Raw genomic sequence first — 16,452 nt, 5'->3', positions numbered from 1 at the left:
CGGCACTGGTGTTCGTCCCCGGCTCGTAACACTGATCCCCATTCTTGTGGCAGGTGGTGGCGACCCTCGTGGTCACTTTCCTGCTCAACGAGTCCGTCGTCGTGGGCGGAGAAGTGACGCTCGCCGTCACCGTGGCGACAGGACGCGCGCCACGTTCCCACCACCCTCCGCCATCGAACCCGCCTGTATTCGGCGGGCGAGCGGAGGGCGTTACAGCGGCCGGTCAGCGAGGGCTACGGCAGACGAGGCCATATCGGTCAGCCGCGCACACCGGTCTATGAAGGCCTCCTTGCCCACCCTGAGGGCAGTGGTCCCGACAAAGGTGGCATATCCGCTGGTCAAGTGGGCGGCGAGGGCGGAGGCGAGCTTGTCACAGTGACCTGACACCTCCTCGACTGTCCACAGGGGACAGTACCGAGGTGGCAGTGCCCGATTCGGGCGTTTTACAGAGGGGTCGTGAGTGATTAGGAGGGTTAGAACCCTACTAATCACTCACGACCCCCGTCGAAAGCCGGACATATCAGCATCAAATGGACACTCGGCGGTCGGACAGCGTCCTTTGTGGACATTCAAGGCCTTGGCCCACCACTTGAGCAAGCCGAACCGCCACTCGAACTCTGACCCCTTCGAGCAGTCGGCGATATCCAGACCGTGACGCGCTCGGACCCGATCACCACTCGCGTGGGGCGACGCCCGACTGCTCCTCGAAGATCAGCCAGGTCCGCGTGGACCGCACACCATCCAGTGCCTGCAACCGTTCCAGGACGACGTCCCGCAGCGAAGCGTTGTCCGGCGTCCGCACCAGCAGCAGGATGTCGAAGTCGCCGCCGACGAGCGAAACGTGTTCGACGAACGGGATCTGCCGCAGTTCGGCCGACATCGTGCGCCATGAGGTCTGCTCGACGGTGATCAGGATGTACGCGCTCGTTCCGAGTCCGGCGCGCCGCGGGTCGATCCGGGCGCCGAAGCCGGTGATGACGCCTTCGGACATCAGGCGGTCCAGTCTCGCGTAGGCGTTGGTGCGCGAGATGTGCAGTCGTTCCGCCAGTGCCCGGACGGCGAGCCTGCCGTCGGCGGACAGCTCGGCGAGGATGGCGCGGTCGATGTCGTCGAGGGCAAGGACCGTTCGTCCTGGATCCCGGCCGTGAGCCACGCCACTACCGGACGATTGGCTCTGCTGAACCGATTCTGAGGACAGTTTGTCGCTCATTTCGCCTGGGCCTTGAACACTGGGACTCCTGAATCCACCATCTCAGCATCATATGTCTGCGAAAGGTGGTGCTGCGCCATGTCGAGGGAGACCCCCGCCGCCGCGTTGCTGCCGTCCGGAGTCCCGGTGCGGTTCCTCGCCGAGGACGGCACACGCGTCGACGAGCACGGTCACTACTCCGAGCCGCCGTCCGAGCGGCTCGTCGAGGCCTACCGGCTGATGGTGCTCGGCCGCCGGTTCGACGCGCAGGCGACCGCGCTGACCAAACAGGGCCGCCTCGCGGTCTACCCGTCGAGTGCCGGCCAGGAGGCCTGCCAGGTCGCGAGTGCGCTGACCCTCACCGACGCGGATTGGCTCTTTCCCACCTACCGCGACTCCGTCGCGCTCGTCGCCCGCGGGCTCGAACCGGGCGAGATCCTGACGCTCCTTCGCGGCGACGCGCACTGTGGCTACGACCCCGCCAAGACCCGTGTCGCTCCGCAGTGCACCCCGCTGGCCACCCAGACCCTCCACGCGGCCGGGCTCGCCCACGCGATGCAGCGCCGCGGGGAGGACAGCGTCGCGTTCGCGCTCATCGGGGACGGCGCCACCAGCGAAGGCGACTTCCACGAGGCGCTCAACTTCGCGGCCGTGTTCAAGGCGCCCGTGGTGTTCTTCGTGCAGAACAACGGGTTCGCGATTTCGGTGCCGTTCGAGAAGCAGAGCGCCGCCCCCGCGCTGGCCTACAAGGGTGTCGGCTACGGCGTGCGTTCCGAGCAGGTCGACGGCAACGACGCCGTCGCGGTCCTTTCGGTGCTGGACGACGCCGTCGCGCACGCGCGGTCCGGTCGCGGGCCGGTGCTGGTCGAGGCGCACACCTACCGGATCGACGCGCACACCAACGCCGACGACGCGACCCGCTATCGCGACCAGGCCGAGGTCGAGAAGTGGCGCGAGGCCGACCCGATCCGCCGTCTTGAAACCTACCTGACCAATGAGGACCTGTTGTCCGCCAACGACATCGAGCGATTCCGGGTAGAGGCGGAGACGTTCGCCGCAGGAGTGCGCGACACCCTCAACGCCGACGTCGAGCCGGATCCCCTGTCCCTGTTCGAGCACGTGTACGCCGCTCCGACCCGTCAGCTGGCAGCCCAGCGGGCGCTGGTCGCGGCCGAATTGGAGGCCTGATGACCGAGATCTCGATGGCACAAGCCCTCAACGCCGCCTTGCGTGACGCGATCAAGGACGACGACCGCGTGCTGATCTTCGGCGAGGACGTCGGCCCGCTCGGCGGGGTGTTCCGGGTGACCGACGGCATCACCGCCGACTTCGGCGAGGAACGCTGTTTCGACACGCCGCTTGCCGAATCCGGCATCGTCGGCTTCGCGGTCGGGATGGCGATGGGCGGATTCCGTCCGGTGGTCGAAATGCAGTTCGACGCCTTCGCGTACCCCGCGTTCGAGCAGATCACCTCGCATGTCGCGAAACTGCGGAACCGGACCCGCGGCGCGCTGTCGCTGCCGATGGTCATCCGGATCCCTTACGCGGGCGGGATCGGCGGCGTCGAGCACCACTGCGATTCGAGCGAGGCCTATTACACGCACACGCCGGGCCTGCGCGTCGTCACGCCTGGCACTCCGCAGGACGCCTACGACCTCCTGCGCGACTCGATCGACTCGCCGGATCCGGTGATCTTCCTCGAGCCCAAATGCCGCTACTGGTCGAAGGAGCCCGTGTCCTTCACCCGCGACGGCGCGGCGATGGACCGCGCGGTCGTCCGACGCGAGGGCAAAGACGTCACGCTGATCGCGTACGGCCCGATGGTCGCCACCGCGCTGGAGACGGCGGAGGCGGCCACCGCCGAGGGCTGGGACGTCGAGGTGGTCGACCTCCGGTCGCTGAGCCCGTTCGACGACGAGACCGTCACCGCTTCGGTGCGCCGCACCGGGCGCGCGGTCGTCGTCCACGAGGCGGCAGGCTTCGGCGGCTACGGCGCCGAGGTGGTCGCCAGGGTCACCGAACAGTGCTTCCATCAGCTGCACGCTCCCGTCCTGCGGGTGACCGGACTCGACATCCCTTATCCGCCACCGAAGCTGGAGCGCCATCAGCTTCCGGACGTCGACCGGATCCTGGACACCGTCGCCCGGTTGCAGTGGCACGACGAACCGGTGGTGGCCGGTGCCTGACTTCCTGCTCCCGGACCTCGGTGAGGGGCTGACCGAGGCGTCGATCGTGAACTGGCTCGTCGCGGAAGGCGACACCGTCGCTGTCGACCAGCCCGTCGTCGAAGTGGAGACCGCGAAGGCCGCGGTCGAGGTGCCGGTGCCGTTCGCCGGTGTCGTCACCCGCCTCCACGGCGAACCCGGCCAATCGCTGCCGGTCGGCGCTCCCCTGCTCACCATCGGTCCCGGCTTCACCGAACCCGGCGTGACGACGGCGAGTGAAGGCAGTGGCAACGTCCTCATCGGCTACGGCACGACCACCACGACGAGGCGCCGCCGGACGCGCACCGTCGTCGCGACTCCCGAGAAGCCGTCGAAAGCCCCGGGCGTGATCTCGCCGTTCGTCCGCAAGATGGCAGCGGACAACAAGATCGACCTGACGAAACTGACCGGCAGCGGCCCTGGCGGCATCATCCGGCGCGCCGACGTCGAAGCGGCGCTCACCGTCCCCGAATCGAGAGACGGCGAGACGCGGATCCCGCTGACCGGGGTCCGCAAGGCAGTCGCCGACAAGCTGACGACCTCTCGACGCCAGATCCCCGAAGCGACGGTCTGGGTCGACGTCGACGCGACCGAACTCGTCGCCGCGCGGAAGTCGCTCAACGCTTCGGCACCGGACCGCCCGGTGAGCCTCCTCGGTCTCGTCGCCCGGTTCGCCGTCGCGGGCCTGCGGAAGTATCCCGAGCTGAACTCGCGCGTCGAAGGCGACGAGATCGTCCAGTTGCGGGACATCAACCTCGGTTTCGCCGCGCAGACCGACCGCGGGCTCGTCGTCCCGGTCGTCCGCGACGCGGGTTCACTGTCCACAAGGGAACTTTCGGCGGCGATTCGTGAACGGACCACACAGGCCCGGGATGGCAAACCCGGCCCGGCGGGCGGCACATTCACAGTCAACAACTACGGCGTGTTCGGCGTCGACGGCTCCGCCGCGATCATCAACCATCCGGAGGCGGCGATCCTCGGCATCGGCCGGATCATCGACCGTGCCTGGGTCGTCGACGGCGCGCTGGTGGCGAGGCAGGTCTGCGAACTGACCCTGGCGTTCGACCACCGGGTGTGCGACGGCGGGACCGCCGGCGGCTTCCTCCGGTTCGTCGCCGACTGCGTCGAATCGCCGGTCACCGCGCTCGGGGAGCTCTGAGCGGGTCGCACAACCGCCGGTTGTGACCCGGCAACGACCCGTTGTTCGACTTGCGCGTCCCGGCTTGCTTTGATCTCGCGGTGGGTGGGAGATCGCTGGGGCGACGGTTCGGCTGGCTTTGGGCGGCGTACGCGGCGAGCGCTTTCGGCACCAGGTTCGCGTTCGACGCGTTCAGCCTGATCGCCATCGTGGCGCTGGGCGCGGGCACCACCGAGGTCTCGTTCCTTGCGGCGGCCGGGCTCGTCGTCGGCGCCGTGGTCGCGCTGCCGCTCGGCCCCTGGGTGGAGTTCCGCCGGAAACGGCCGGTGATGATCGCGATGGACCTCGTCCGGTGCGCGGCGCTGCTGACCGTGCCGGTGGCGTACGCGTTCGGGCTGCTCGGCTTCGCGCAGCTTCTCGCCGTGTCGGTCGTCGTCGCCGCGGCGGACATCACCTTCCTGGCTGCCAGTGGGGCTTTCCTGAAAACCCTGCTGCCGCCGGAAGATCTGCTGGTCGCGAACGCCCGGTTCGAATCGACGACCTGGACGGCGACCGTGCTCGGCCCGCCGCTCGGCGGTTTCGCCGTCGGCCTGTTCGGACCGGTGATCACGATCGCCGCCGACGCGGTCAGCTATCTGCTCTCGGCACTCGGCATCCGTGCGGCCGACGGTTCGGAACCGCCACCCGCGAGGCCGGAAGGTCCGCGGCTGACCGGCCGCGACCTGCGGGAAGGATGGCGATTCATCCTCACCCATCCGCTGCTGCGACCCCTGTTCGTCAACACGATCGTGGTCAACGGCTTGATCATGGCGACCGCCCCGCTGATGGCCGTCCTGATGCTCGGGCAGCTCGGTTTCGCTCCTTGGGAGTACGCGGTGGCCTTCGCCGTGCCCTGCCTCGGCGGGCTGGTCGGTTCGAGACTCTCCCGGACCATGGTCGCGAGGTATGGCCGGGACAGGGTTCTCTTCGTCACCGGCTGGCTGCGGATCTGCTGGCCCGTCGGGCTCGTCTTCATCCAGCCCGGTGTTCCCGGGCTGATCCTGGTCATCGTCGTCGAACTCTGCCTGATCACCTGCATCGGCGTGTTCAACCCGGTGCTCGCCACCAGCAGGCTCGAAATGGTGCCCCTCGACCGCGCGGCGCGCACGCTTTCGGCCTGGTCGATCGCCGGCAAACTCACCACCGCGGCCTTGACCGCGCTGTGGGGGCTGCTCGCCGCGGTCACCGGTCCGCGTGCCGCGGTCGGCATCGCCGGGGTGCTCATGCTCGCGACGCCGCTCCTGCTCCCCCGAAACCGTCGGAGGGCTGTGCCAGTATCGGCGCATGTCGATCACGAGAGTGGTAGCCGACCTCGAGACCAAGTCACTTGAGCAGGCGAAAGCCTTCTACGAGCGGGTGCTCGGCTTCGAAGTGGTGATGGATCACGGCTGGATCGTGACCCTGGCCGATCCGGATCGTCCGGAGGTGCAGCTGAGTCTCATGACCCACGACGAGACGGCGCCCGTCGTCCCGGCCGTCTCGATCCAGGTGGACGACGTCGACGCGGCGTACGAGGAGGCGAAGGCGTCCGGTGCCGAGATCGTGCACGAACTGACCGACGAACCGTGGGGTGTCCGGCGGTTCTTCGTCCGTGACCCCGGCGGTCACGTGGTCAACGTGCTGTCGCATCGCTGAAGGCTGTTTCATCAGAATTTCATGACGCATCCCTAGCGTTCGAACACGCACCGTAATCGAACGGAAGGGACGATGAATGTGAAGAAACTCAGGGGGGTCCTGGCGGCGGCCGCGCTGGCAGCCGGGCTGATCGGCGTCACCGCGCCGGCTGCCCAAGCCGACCAGGCGCGGTACTACATCCTCATCGGCGGCACCTGCGACGGAGCCGCGACCGTCTACAACGACGCCTGGTTGCGAGGCGGGATCCGGAAGGTGGTCCACTACCCGGCAGGGGCCGCCGGAGCACCGAACTGCGACCAGACGCCGATGGACCAGAGCGTCGCGCGCGGGCACGAAGAAGCCCGCCGTGTCGTCCAGAGCTCCTTCGACGAGAACCCCGGCGCGGAATTCACCGTCGTCGGCTACTCGCAGGGCGCACTGGTCGCGAACCTGGTGCTGAACGACATCGCCGACGGGAAGCTGGCCGTGGACAAGTCGCGGTTCAGGGCGAAGATCTTCGCCGACCCGATGCAGCCCGTCGGTCCGCCGGGACGCGGGATCAGCGCGGTGCTCCCGCCGGGCACCGGGGCGCCGTCGCCGTTCGGCGGCTACGTGTCGTTCGGGCCCGGCCGCACCGACTTCGGCGGTATCCCGTTCATCCGCTACTGCATCGAGACCGACGGCGTCTGCCACTTCGACACCATCGAAGCGCCGGGCGGGTACTTCGCCCAGCATCTGTGTTACCAGTGGGCCCGGCCGGCCGATCACCGCTCGATCATGGAGGACACGATCGCGGACGGCGTGTACACCAACGGTTCGCACGCGTTGCCGCGGCAGAACTGCCGTCCGCCGTGGCCGGCGGCGTGACCAGCTGAAGACGGCTGCCGCCCGGCGCCCGATCGCCGGGTGACAGCGGTTCGGGCGATGGCCCGCCCACAGTGTCGTGGGCGGGCCATCGTCGTTCTACCGGACCGGCTGCCCCTCCGGTGCCGGGGCGTGGCCGGTCGGCCGGGCGGTGAAGGTGCCCCGGCCCTGGGTCCGGCTGCGCAGCCGTGTCGCGTAACCGAACAGTTCGGCAAGCGGCACGGTCGCGGTGACCACGGTCGTACCCGCGCGCACCGCCGACCCCAGCACCCGGCCGCGCCGGGCGGCGAGGTCGCCGAGCACCACGCCGACGGCGCTTTCGGGCACGGTGACGGTCACTTCGGCGACCGGCTCCAGCAGCGTCATCGCACCGGCGCGCAACGCCTCCCGGAGCGCGAACCGCCCAGCCGTCCGGAACGCCATCTCCGACGAGTCCTTCGAGTGGGTGGCCCCGTCGGTCAGCGTGACCCGGACACCCGTCACCGGATGCCCGCCGAGCGGGCCTTCCGCCAGCGCGTCACGGCAACCCGCTTCGACGGCGCGGACGTATTCCCGCGGCACCCGGCCACCGACCACAGTGGACTCGAACTCGAATTCCCCTTCCTCCAACGGTTCCGTGTCGATGATGACGTGAGCGAACTGCCCGGCGCCACCGTCCTGTTTGACGTGCCGATAGACGAAGCCGGACACGCCGCGCGCGACAGTCTCGCGGTAGGCGACGCGAGGCCGCCCGACGCCGACGTCGAGCCCGTGGTCGCGCCGGATCTTCTCCACCGCCACCTCCAGATGCAGCTCGCCCATTCCCGAGAGCAGGGTCTGACCGGTCTCGCGATCGGTCCGGATGACCAGCGACGGGTCCTCCTCGACCAGCCGCCCCAGCGCCGACATCAGCCGTTCCGTGTCCGTTCCCGTGCGTGCCTCGACGGCGACCGACACGACCGGATCGGCCACGACGGGCGGCTCGAGCAGGAGCGGCGCCGACGGCGTGCACAGCGTCGCGCCGGCACGCGCCGTCTTCAGCCCGACCACCGCGACGATGTCGCCCGCGACGGCACTGTCCACCCTGGTGTGCCGGTCCGCCTGGACCCGCAGGATGCGGCCGACACGCTCGATCCGGCCGCTGCCCACGTCCATCACCGCCTCCGAAGTCCGGATCGTGCCCGAATACACCCGCAGGTAGGTCAACCGCCCGGTGGCGGTCGACGTCACCTTGAACACCAGCGCCGCGAACGGTGCCGACGGATCGGCGGGCCGTTCGTGAGCCGTCCCTTCGTACTCACCCCTGACCGGCGGGACATCCGACGGCGAGGGCAGATACGCCACGACGGCTTCGAGCAGCGGCTCGACACCACGGTTGCGGTACGCCGAGCCGCACAGCACCACGACGCCGTCCCCGGTGCGGGTCAGCTCGCGCAGCGCCGAGACCAGCGTCTCCGTCGAAACCGCGGACGACTCGCAGAACTCGTCCAGCGCGGCCGGATGGAGTTCCGCCACGGTCTCTTCGAGCACACGGCGACGCCGGTTCGCTTCGTCCACAAGGGACTCCGGAACCGGACCTTCCTCGGCCCTCTCGCCGCCGTCGGCCCAGACGAGCGACCGCATCCGCAGCAGGTCGACGACGCCCGCGAAACCGTCTTCCGCCCCGATCGGCAGCTGGACCACCAGCGGACGCGGATGCAGCCGCTCCCGGATGGATTCCACGGCCGCGTCCAGGTCGGCACCCGCACGGTCGAGCTTGTTGACGAACGCGATCCGCGGTACGCCGTGCCGATCGGCCTGGCGCCACACCGATTCGCTCTGCGGTTCGACTCCGGCGACCCCGTCGAACACCGCGATGGCACCGTCGAGGACCCGGAGCGACCGTTCGACCTCGTCGGAGAAGTCGACGTGGCCGGGGGTGTCGATCAGGTTGACGAGATGGCCGTCCCACGAGCAGCTGACGGCGGCGGCGAAAATGGTGATGCCACGGTCTCGCTCCTGGGAATCGAAGTCGGTCACGGTCGTGCCGTCATGGACCTCACCGCGTTTGTAGGTGGTGCCGGTGACGTACAGGATCCGTTCGGTCAGCGTGGTCTTGCCCGCGTCGACATGGGCGAGGATGCCCAGATTGCGGACGGCGGACAGGGGGACGGTGCGCATGGCGCGGGCCTTTCGAAAAGTGATCTCCGGAGCTCGGACTGCGCGATTCGGGCGAACGCGGGCAGGCGCCCTCGCCGTCGCGGGGCGACGGGAAGAGGGCGCGAAAAGGTCAGGCGTTCGTCAACGGGCCGGTGCTAGCCGCGCGGCAGGCACCGGGTGCGCGGAGACACGAGGATCACCTCGTAGCGGGCCGAGGGGACGACGACGGCGTGGTGATGACGCACGGTCCTGTCCTTCCTCGCCGGGATGATTCGCGGCGAGTGTAACCACCGCGGACGCGGGCCGGAAACCGATTTCCGCGGATTCGGCGGAGACCGACCAGTTTCCGGCGACGGCGGTGTCCATCCTTATCGAGGGACACCACAGGAGAAAGGAACCGGGCATGGGGGCGGACGAGCTGCTGAGCTTGGCGAAGACCGGCGACGGTGAGGCGTTCCGAGACCTCGTCGCGCCGTATCGCCGTGAGCTGCAGGTGCACTGCTACCGCATCCTGGGCTCCGTGCAGGACGCCGAGGATCTGCTGCAGGAGACGTTGCTGGCCGCGTGGCGCGGGATCGACGCGTACGAGGAACGCGCGTCCGTGCGGACCTGGCTGTACCGGATCGCGACCAACCGCTGCCTCAACGCGCTGCGTGCGGGCGGCCGCCGCCCGCACGACCACGCGGCCTACCGACCGGAGGTCCCGTTGCCCGAGCCGTCGCGCCGCCGCCCGGAACCCAGCTGGCTGGAGCCCTACCCCGACGTCCTGCTCGACGGGATCGCCGATCAGATGCCCGGCCCGGAGGCACGCTACGAAGCCAGGGAGTCGATCTCGCTCGCGTTCCTGGCGGCGCTCCAGGAACTTCCGCCGAGGCAGCGGGCCGTGCTGGTGCTGCGGGACGTCCTCGGGTTCCGCGCCGCCGAGGCGGCGGGGATCCTCGGCACCACGGAGAACGCCGTGACCAGCGCGTTGAACCGGGCGCGTTCGGCGCTGGCCAAGGAGATGCCGGGCGGCGGACGCGAGACCGCTCCCCTGCCGGATTCGCCACGGGAACGCCAGATCGTCGACGAGTTCGCCCACGCCTTCGAGACCGGCGACGTCGAGGCCATCGTGTCGCTGCTGACCGACGACGCGTGGCTGACCATGCCCCCGCTTCCCCTGGAGTACCAGGGTCCGGACGCCGTCGGGCACTTCCTGGCGACCGTCGCCCTCTCCGACGGCCGCCGGTACTCGCTGATCCCGACCCGCGCGAACGGTCAACCCGCCTTCGGCTGCTACCTCCGTGACCCGAGGACGCCGATCGGGCACGCGCACGGCGTGCTCGTGCTGGAACTGGCCGGCGACCGGATCACCGCGGTGACGCGGTTCCTCGACAACTCACTGCTCGCCGCCTTCGGGCTTCCCCGCTCGCTGCGCGGCTGATCCCGCGCTCTTCCATGACCCCGTACCGATCGAGGAGAAACCGATGACCGACCTGAACGCACTCGCCGAAACACTCCGCGCCCTGCACAGCGGGGAAATGCTCGTCCTGCCGAACGTTTGGGACGCGGCGAGCGCCGAAGTCGTGGCGGAAGCGGATTTCCCCGCGATCGCCACCGCCAGTGCCGCCGTCTCGGCGATGCTCGGCTACCCCGACGGCGAAGGCGCGCCGTGGCAAGAGATGTTCGCGGCGGCGGGCCGGGTCGCCCACGCGGTGTCGTTGCCGGTCACCGTGGACGCGGAAGCGGGTTACGGCCTGCCGCCGCGGGAGTTCGTGGACCGGCTGCTGGAGACCGGCGCCGTCGGCTGCAACCTGGAGGACACCGATCACCGGACCGGCAAGCTGACCGACGCCGCCGAGCACGCCCAGCGGCTCGCGGACATCCGCTCGGCCGCGACCGAGGCGGGCGTCCCGATCGTCGTCAACGCCCGGGTCGACGCGTTCCTCGGTGACCGAGGGATCCCGGAGCCGGAAAGGCTTGCCGAGGCCATCCGGCGGGGCAGGCTTTACCGGGACGCCGGCGCCGACTGCGTGTACCCGATCGGGGTGCGACGCCGTGACGACATCGCCGCGCTGGTCACCGAACTCGCGTGTCCGGTGAACGGCAACGTCGGCGAGGAACTGGATCTGGCCGCGCTCCGGGAACTCGGCGTGGCACGAGTGTCGTACGGCCCGCGCTTCTACCGCGCGGCGCTGGCGGGTTTCCGGACGGCCATCGAGAAGCTGTAGCCCTGAGCGCACGGCCGGGGTGGTCGTGAGTGGCGATTCGGGTTCTATCGAGGGGTAAGGCAAAGGTGTCGCGGGTGGCGGGGACTCGCTCGCGGTCGTGGGGTACCCAGGTGTTGCGAAAGCCACTTTCACAACGTTGAACGTTGCCAAAGTGGCTTTCGCAACCTGCCACCTTCGCCTTACCCCTCAATAACCCGAATCGCCACTCACGACCCACTGCACCCGTCACTTGCAGAACGCGGTGTCCACAGTGGCCATGACCGCCTTGCTGCCCTTCCCCCCGTCGCCGAAGGTGCCCGGCAGCGCGGTCACCGCGAGCCCGACGGTGCGGCCGTCTTCCGTGGCTCCACCACGCGTTTCGAATCCGTGGATGTCCCCGCCGTGTCCCCAGTACACGCCACCGCAGCTGAGCGGATTGCTCATCAGGCCGAGGCCGTATTTCGTTCCCGGGAACAGGGGCGCGTCGACCGTCTTCCGCATTTCGGCCAGCTGCGCGGCGGGCAGCAGCCTGCCTTCGAGCAGTACCCGGAAGAACTCGCCGAGGTCGCGAGGCGTCGAGATCAGCTGTCCGGCGGCGCCGCCCCAGGACGGGTCCAGCTCGGTCGCGTCGATCACCTTGCCGGTGGCGGCGTTGCCGATGGCGTAACCCTGCGGATGCCGTCCCTGGATGGTCTGATCACCGACCTGCGGCCAGTAGGTGTGCTTCAAGCCCGCCTTGTTGATCACGCGGTCGGTGATCTGCTCCTGGATCGGGCGTCCGGTCACCTTCTCGATCAGCATGCCCGCCAGCAGATAGCCGGTGTTGCTGTACTCCCACTTGGTGCCGGGCGCGAACTTCGCCGGGTGACTCAAGGCCGCGGCGAGCAGTTCGTGGTTCGGGAAGTATCGGTGCTGCAGCTGCTCGAAGTTCTCCAGCCCGAGGTACTCGGTGTAGTTCGGCAGCCCGCTGGTGTGCTGCAGCAGGTGCCGGACGGTGATCTTGGTGGCGTCGATGCCTTCGCCGCGCACGATCCCAGGCAGGTACTTCTCGATCGGCGCGTCCAGTTCCACCTTGCCCTCGGCCACCAGCTGCAGGACCACGACCGCTGTGAACGTCTTGGTGTTACTGCCGGCCCGGACCATGCCGTCCCGGGGAACCGGAACCTGGCGATCGATCCGCGAGGACCCCGCGACCAGCGACGCCGTGCGCCTTCCTTCGGCCACGTAGGCGAGCGCGGCCGGGAACTTCTCCTGGCGCACCAACGAGTCGAGGCCCTTCTGCAGCTCAGACCCCTTGGCCGGGGCCGCGTCCGCCGCCGTGGTCCACACGGCGCCCATCAGCCCTGCCACCGTCAGGACGACGACACCCTTGCGTACTGTCATTCGCACTCCTTGCTCGAACGGATCGATGCCTCTGACTCTGGCCCGATCGGACGCGAAGATCAGGAGTGCAGGCTGCCGAATCACGGGTAGCGCTGGCGCTACCCATCGTCTCCCGCGAATATTTTCTGACCAGAATTCGTCCCACCATTGTCGGCGCGTGATGTAGCTGGCTAAGGTCAGTTCGGTAAGTGGACTAGACCACCCGAGGCCGGGAGGCGACGATGCCCCTCGACGAACAGCAGACCTGGGCAATGCTGCGAGAGCTGGACGAACCCGGCCACTGGGAGGTGCCGCACGACTTCGACGGACCGGCCGAACGGGCTCGATTCGAGCGACTGGCCGAACGGCTCGGCCACCGTTTCGGCTGCGCCTGCGAAGTCGACCGCCACGTCCAGGACGCCAGCCACCTCGGCAGGATCGCGATCCCGGCGAGCGCGACCTCCGCACGGGACCGGGTGACCGTCACGGTCAGCAATTTCGGCGGCCTCGTCGCGGTGACACTGGGAAATCCGGGCAGCTACGACGAAGACGAGGAACGGGAGTTCTTCCCGGCACCGGTCCGAAGACGGGTCGAAGACGAGCTGGAAGCGCTCGGCTACCTGCCCGTCTCCGAACACCCGCTGTGGACCAAGTACACCGGGATCAGCGGATTCGACGCCCTCTATCCCCCGGACCGGCCGCCGTCGTGGTGGGACCGGTTCTTCGATTACCTCTAGGCGTTGCTCGGCGCGAGCGCGTCGGCGAGTTCCGCCGCGTTCGGCACGCTGACGAGCACCTCGTCGAACGAGAGGCCGGCAACCCCGCGATCGATCTCGATCCGCAGCCCCGGCACACCCCTGCGGACCGACACCAGCTGACGAATCCCTGTGCCCAACCCCCAGTAACCCACTTTCAGCACGCCGCTGATCAGCGCCCCGACCCGTCCCCCGCGCGTCCGCCGCAGGGGTGCGTCGACGTGCTCGACGACCTTGATCGCCGCCCGCGGAACGACCACTTCGTCGCGCCATACGGCCAGCCGCTCCCAACCCGAGAACCTCACCCGTACTCCACCCTCGGTGATGTCCATCGTCGCCATCGTGACCGCCTTTCTCCATAGCCATCTGATGTAGTTGTTATAGCAAGTGTATAGCAGATATCCTTGCGAGGTGTTGCTGACTCTCGACCTCGACAGCGAGGTTCCGATCTACCAGCAGATCCGCGACCGGATCGTCGAAGCCGTCGCCGACGGCGTACTGGCCGAAGGCAGCGCCCTGCCCTCCACCCGGCACCTCGGCGCCGATCTCGGGATCAACTTCCACACCGTCAATAAGGCCTATGACCTGCTGCGGACGCAGGGCTTCATCCGCATCAACCGCAAGACCGGCGCGGTCGTCCGGCGGGACGCGTCCTCCGGGCCGGCGGACGACGGCTACGCGGACGAATGGCAGGAACGCCTGCGCACCTTGCTCGCCGAAGCCGTCGCTCTTGGCCTGGGCCCGCGCGAGGTGACCAGCCGGTGCGGGTCCGTGCTGGACTCCTTCGCCGTGAGCGCCCGGCGATGACCGGACCGCTCTGGCTGAACCTGGCCCTCGTCGCGTTCACCGCGGCCGCCTTCGCCTCGGCACCCGCGCTGGCGCGGCCGACCCTCCCCTTCGGCGTCCGGGTCCCGACCCGGCGCACCGGAGAGGCCGTCATCCTCCTCGCGCGGCGCCGCTACAACCGGGGAATCGCGGCGGGTGCGGTTGTCGCCTGCGCCGTCGTCCTCATCGACGGGCTCGCACCCGAGGTCGTCCTTGTCGGTCTCGTCGTGGCCTATTCGCTGCTCGGCGGCCTGGCCAGTCGTTCGATCGTCGCCGCGAAACGCGAGGAGGGCTGGTACGCCGGGACACGGCAGGCAGTCACCGCCGACACCTCGCTGCGCTCGGACCCGGTCCGTCCACAGTGGATTTTGCTGGCACCGGCGCTGCTGCTGCTCGTCGTCACGGCGGTCATCGGCCTGTTCGAGGGCGCGACGAACTTCTCGACGGTCCTCACGCAGATCCTGGTCGTGGTGCTGATCCCGCCCCTGACCATCGCGATCTCACGAGCCCGGCCCGAAATCGACGCCGTACAGCCGTCGGCATCGGCGTCGCGCTACCGGGAGTACCTGCACGGGGTGCTCAGCCTGCTGCTGCTCTCCGCGGGCTGCGTCAATGCGACGATGCTCGTCGTTTCGCTCCAACTCTGGGAGATCGTCGAGACGACGGTGCCGACGACGATCGTGGGCTACCTGCCGCTCGCCGCCGCCTTCATCGCCTGGGTCGTCTTCTCCGTCCGGGCGGGCGACGCCGGGCACCGGTTGTCACCCACCGGCGACGATCCGGAGACCCGGTACGAACAACGCGACGACGACCGCTACTGGCACGCCGCCGGAATGGTGTACCTGAACCGGAACGACCCCGCGCTTTTGGTGCACCGGCGGGTCGGCACCTACTGGACGCTCAACCTCGGGCATCCGATCGCCTGGATCGTCCTCGCCGCGGTCGCCTTGCTCGGAGTGCTCGCCGGGCTCGGCATCGTCACGCTGCCCGAGAAGGGCGCCTGATCACAGGGCGTTACCCTGAGGCAATGACGTCGCAGAAAACCCCTCAAACGATGAAGCCCGCGACAGCGGCGAAGAAGCTGGGTGTGTACCTGGAGGCCACCCCGGCGGAGTTCCAGGAGGGTGTCGTCTCCCGCGACGAGCTGAACGCGCTGCAGGCCGAACCGCCCGAGTGGCTGCGGGAGCTTCGCCGCAACGGGCCGCACCCGCGTCCGGTCATCGCGGCGAAGCTGGGCATCTCCATCAGTGGCCTGGCGCGCGGCGGGATCACCGAGGCCCTCACCACCGAGCAGATCGAGGAGATCAAGACCGCCGCCCCGGATTGGCTGACGCGGGAGCGCGAGACCCACGCCGAGGTCCGCAAGGAAGAGGCGCGGGTCAAGGCCGCCCGTAGCGAGAGCTAGCCCCGGCGGCGGCGCTTCCCGCCCTTGGGAGCCCCGCGTTGCCCAGGCTGCGGCTTCCGGCCGGCTGGCTGGGGGCGTTTGCTCTTCGACGGCGCCTTCTTCTCGGGCGTCTGCTTTTCCGGGGCCTGCTGCCGCCCCCGAGTGCTGTTGACGGTCCGGCCGCGCACGATCCCGATGAACTGTTCCATCAGGTCGGAGGTCTCTTCGTCCGGCCAGGACAACGCGACGCCGGATTCGGGCGTGCCGGAGATCGGGCGGTAGGTCAGGTCACGCCGATGGTGCAGCCGCGCGACGGACTGCGGGACGACCAGGAGCCCGACACCGGCGGCGACCAGCTCGATGGCGTCCGCCGTGGTGGCGGGGCGTTCCAGTGCGGGTTTCCCCGGCGGCCGCTCCCAGTCCAGTGGGTCGTCGAGCGGGTGCAGCACGACGTCGTCGGCGATGTCTTCGACGGAGACCTCGTCCGCGGCGGCGACCAGGTGGTCCTTGGGGACGATCACGACGGTCGTCTCGGTGTAGAGCTGGATCGCGTGCAGACCCTCGCGATCGATCGGGAGCCTCAGCAGGACGGCGTCCACCTCGCGCTCCCGGACCAGTCCGGCGGCCTCGGCCGCGGTCGTCTGGACGAGTTCGAGTGGCACGCCGGGCGACCGCTCGGTCCAGATCCGGACCCACTTCGAGGGCGTCACGCCGGGGACGTACGCGAGCTTGAAGGAGGCGGGTGTTTCCGGGCCGGTCATGGGGCAAGGT

At 69.0% G+C, this 16,452-nt stretch carries 16 protein-coding genes and 1 pseudogene; 12 read left to right on the top strand and 5 right to left on the bottom strand.

Annotated features, from left to right (window positions below; all coding sequences use genetic code 11):
* Positions 1–670 precede the first annotated feature (670 nt).
* Complete coding sequence (locus DL991_RS09360; RefSeq protein ID WP_125783005.1) at positions 671–1,153, bottom strand: Lrp/AsnC family transcriptional regulator; 483 nt, start codon at positions 1,151–1,153, stop codon at positions 671–673.
* A gap of 135 nt (positions 1,154–1,288) precedes the next feature.
* On the opposite strand from DL991_RS09360, the gene pdhA reads away from it, so the two are divergent.
* The 6 genes and pseudogenes from pdhA to DL991_RS09330 all read left to right on the top strand — a co-directional run bounded on the left by pdhA (position 1,289) and on the right by DL991_RS09330 (position 7,051).
* Positions 1,289–2,377, top strand: coding sequence for a pyruvate dehydrogenase (acetyl-transferring) E1 component subunit alpha (pdhA, locus tag DL991_RS09355; protein WP_125783003.1), 1,089 nt, complete (start codon positions 1,289–1,291; stop codon positions 2,375–2,377).
* Positions 2,377–3,375, top strand: coding sequence for an alpha-ketoacid dehydrogenase subunit beta (locus DL991_RS09350; protein ID WP_125783001.1), 999 nt, complete (start codon positions 2,377–2,379; stop codon positions 3,373–3,375). The genes pdhA and DL991_RS09350 overlap by 1 nt, the downstream gene beginning before the upstream one ends.
* Positions 3,368–4,552, top strand: a complete 1,185-nt coding sequence (locus DL991_RS09345; protein WP_125782999.1) for a dihydrolipoamide acetyltransferase family protein — start codon at positions 3,368–3,370, stop codon at positions 4,550–4,552. Before DL991_RS09350 ends, DL991_RS09345 begins: the two co-directional genes overlap by 8 nt.
* An 80-nt stretch (positions 4,553–4,632) precedes the next feature.
* Positions 4,633–6,018, top strand: a pseudogene (locus DL991_RS09340) (MFS transporter); the annotation flags it as partial.
* Complete coding sequence (locus DL991_RS09335; RefSeq protein WP_370305939.1) at positions 5,927–6,205, top strand: VOC family protein; 279 nt, start codon at positions 5,927–5,929, stop codon at positions 6,203–6,205. The pseudogene DL991_RS09340 and the gene DL991_RS09335, both read left to right, overlap by 92 nt.
* Before the next feature lie 72 nt (positions 6,206–6,277).
* Entirely contained in the window at positions 6,278–7,051 is a 774-nt protein-coding gene (locus tag DL991_RS09330) for a PE-PPE domain-containing protein (RefSeq protein ID WP_125782995.1), read from the top strand.
* 96 nt (positions 7,052–7,147) lie between these two features.
* On the opposite strand, the gene fusA is transcribed toward DL991_RS09330, so the two are convergent.
* Positions 7,148–9,187, bottom strand: coding sequence for an elongation factor G (gene fusA / locus DL991_RS09325; RefSeq protein ID WP_125782993.1), 2,040 nt, complete (start codon positions 9,185–9,187; stop codon positions 7,148–7,150).
* 382 nt (positions 9,188–9,569) lie between these two features.
* Here fusA and DL991_RS09320 point away from each other — a divergent pair, with 382 nt between their 5' ends.
* Both DL991_RS09320 and DL991_RS09315 read left to right on the top strand, forming a co-directional pair.
* Positions 9,570–10,589, top strand: coding sequence for a sigma-70 family RNA polymerase sigma factor (locus tag DL991_RS09320; RefSeq protein ID WP_125782991.1), 1,020 nt, complete (start codon positions 9,570–9,572; stop codon positions 10,587–10,589).
* A gap of 43 nt (positions 10,590–10,632) precedes the next feature.
* Positions 10,633–11,376: an isocitrate lyase/phosphoenolpyruvate mutase family protein gene (locus DL991_RS09315; protein WP_125782989.1), complete on the top strand. Its 744-nt coding sequence runs from the start codon at positions 10,633–10,635 to the stop codon at positions 11,374–11,376.
* Between the two features lie 225 nt (positions 11,377–11,601).
* On the opposite strand, the gene DL991_RS09310 is transcribed toward DL991_RS09315, so the two are convergent.
* The gene (locus DL991_RS09310; protein ID WP_125782987.1) at positions 11,602–12,738 is read right to left on the bottom strand and encodes a serine hydrolase; all 1,137 of its coding nucleotides are present in this window, start codon (positions 12,736–12,738) and stop codon (positions 11,602–11,604) included.
* Positions 12,739–12,959: 221 nt separating this feature from the next.
* Between DL991_RS09310 and DL991_RS09305 the strand changes: the two genes are divergently transcribed.
* Positions 12,960–13,454 (top strand): hypothetical protein, encoded by a 495-nt coding sequence (locus DL991_RS09305; RefSeq protein WP_125782985.1) that lies wholly within the window; start codon positions 12,960–12,962, stop codon positions 13,452–13,454.
* Here the strand turns inward: DL991_RS09305 and DL991_RS09300 are convergent.
* Complete coding sequence (locus DL991_RS09300) at positions 13,451–13,813, bottom strand: hypothetical protein (RefSeq protein WP_125782983.1); 363 nt, start codon at positions 13,811–13,813, stop codon at positions 13,451–13,453. The two genes, DL991_RS09305 and DL991_RS09300, sit on opposite strands and share 4 nt — an antisense overlap.
* 70 nt (positions 13,814–13,883) lie before the next feature.
* Between DL991_RS09300 and DL991_RS09295 the strand changes: the two genes are divergently transcribed.
* From DL991_RS09295 to DL991_RS09285, 3 genes are read left to right on the top strand one after another with little or no spacing between them, the layout of a single operon-like run.
* Complete coding sequence (locus tag DL991_RS09295) at positions 13,884–14,279, top strand: GntR family transcriptional regulator (RefSeq protein WP_125782981.1); 396 nt, start codon at positions 13,884–13,886, stop codon at positions 14,277–14,279.
* On the top strand, positions 14,276–15,301 hold the full coding sequence (locus DL991_RS09290; protein ID WP_125782979.1) for a DUF1648 domain-containing protein: 1,026 nt from the start codon (positions 14,276–14,278) through the stop codon (positions 15,299–15,301). The genes DL991_RS09295 and DL991_RS09290 overlap by 4 nt, the downstream gene beginning before the upstream one ends.
* A gap of 23 nt (positions 15,302–15,324) precedes the next feature.
* A complete protein-coding gene (locus DL991_RS09285; RefSeq protein ID WP_233598746.1) occupies positions 15,325–15,702 on the top strand; it encodes a DUF5997 family protein in 378 nt (125 codons plus the stop codon).
* Here DL991_RS09285 and DL991_RS09280 read toward each other — a convergent pair.
* Complete coding sequence (locus DL991_RS09280; RefSeq protein ID WP_125782977.1) at positions 15,699–16,442, bottom strand: LysR family transcriptional regulator substrate-binding protein; 744 nt, start codon at positions 16,440–16,442, stop codon at positions 15,699–15,701. The two genes, DL991_RS09285 and DL991_RS09280, sit on opposite strands and share 4 nt — an antisense overlap.
* Between the last annotated feature and the right edge of the window lie 10 nt (positions 16,443–16,452).

Origin of the sequence: Amycolatopsis sp. WAC 01375 (assembly GCF_003947325.1) — a bacterium.
Taxonomy (GTDB): domain Bacteria; phylum Actinomycetota; class Actinomycetes; order Mycobacteriales; family Pseudonocardiaceae; genus Amycolatopsis.
This window is presented reverse-complemented; position numbering and strand designations above follow the sequence as displayed.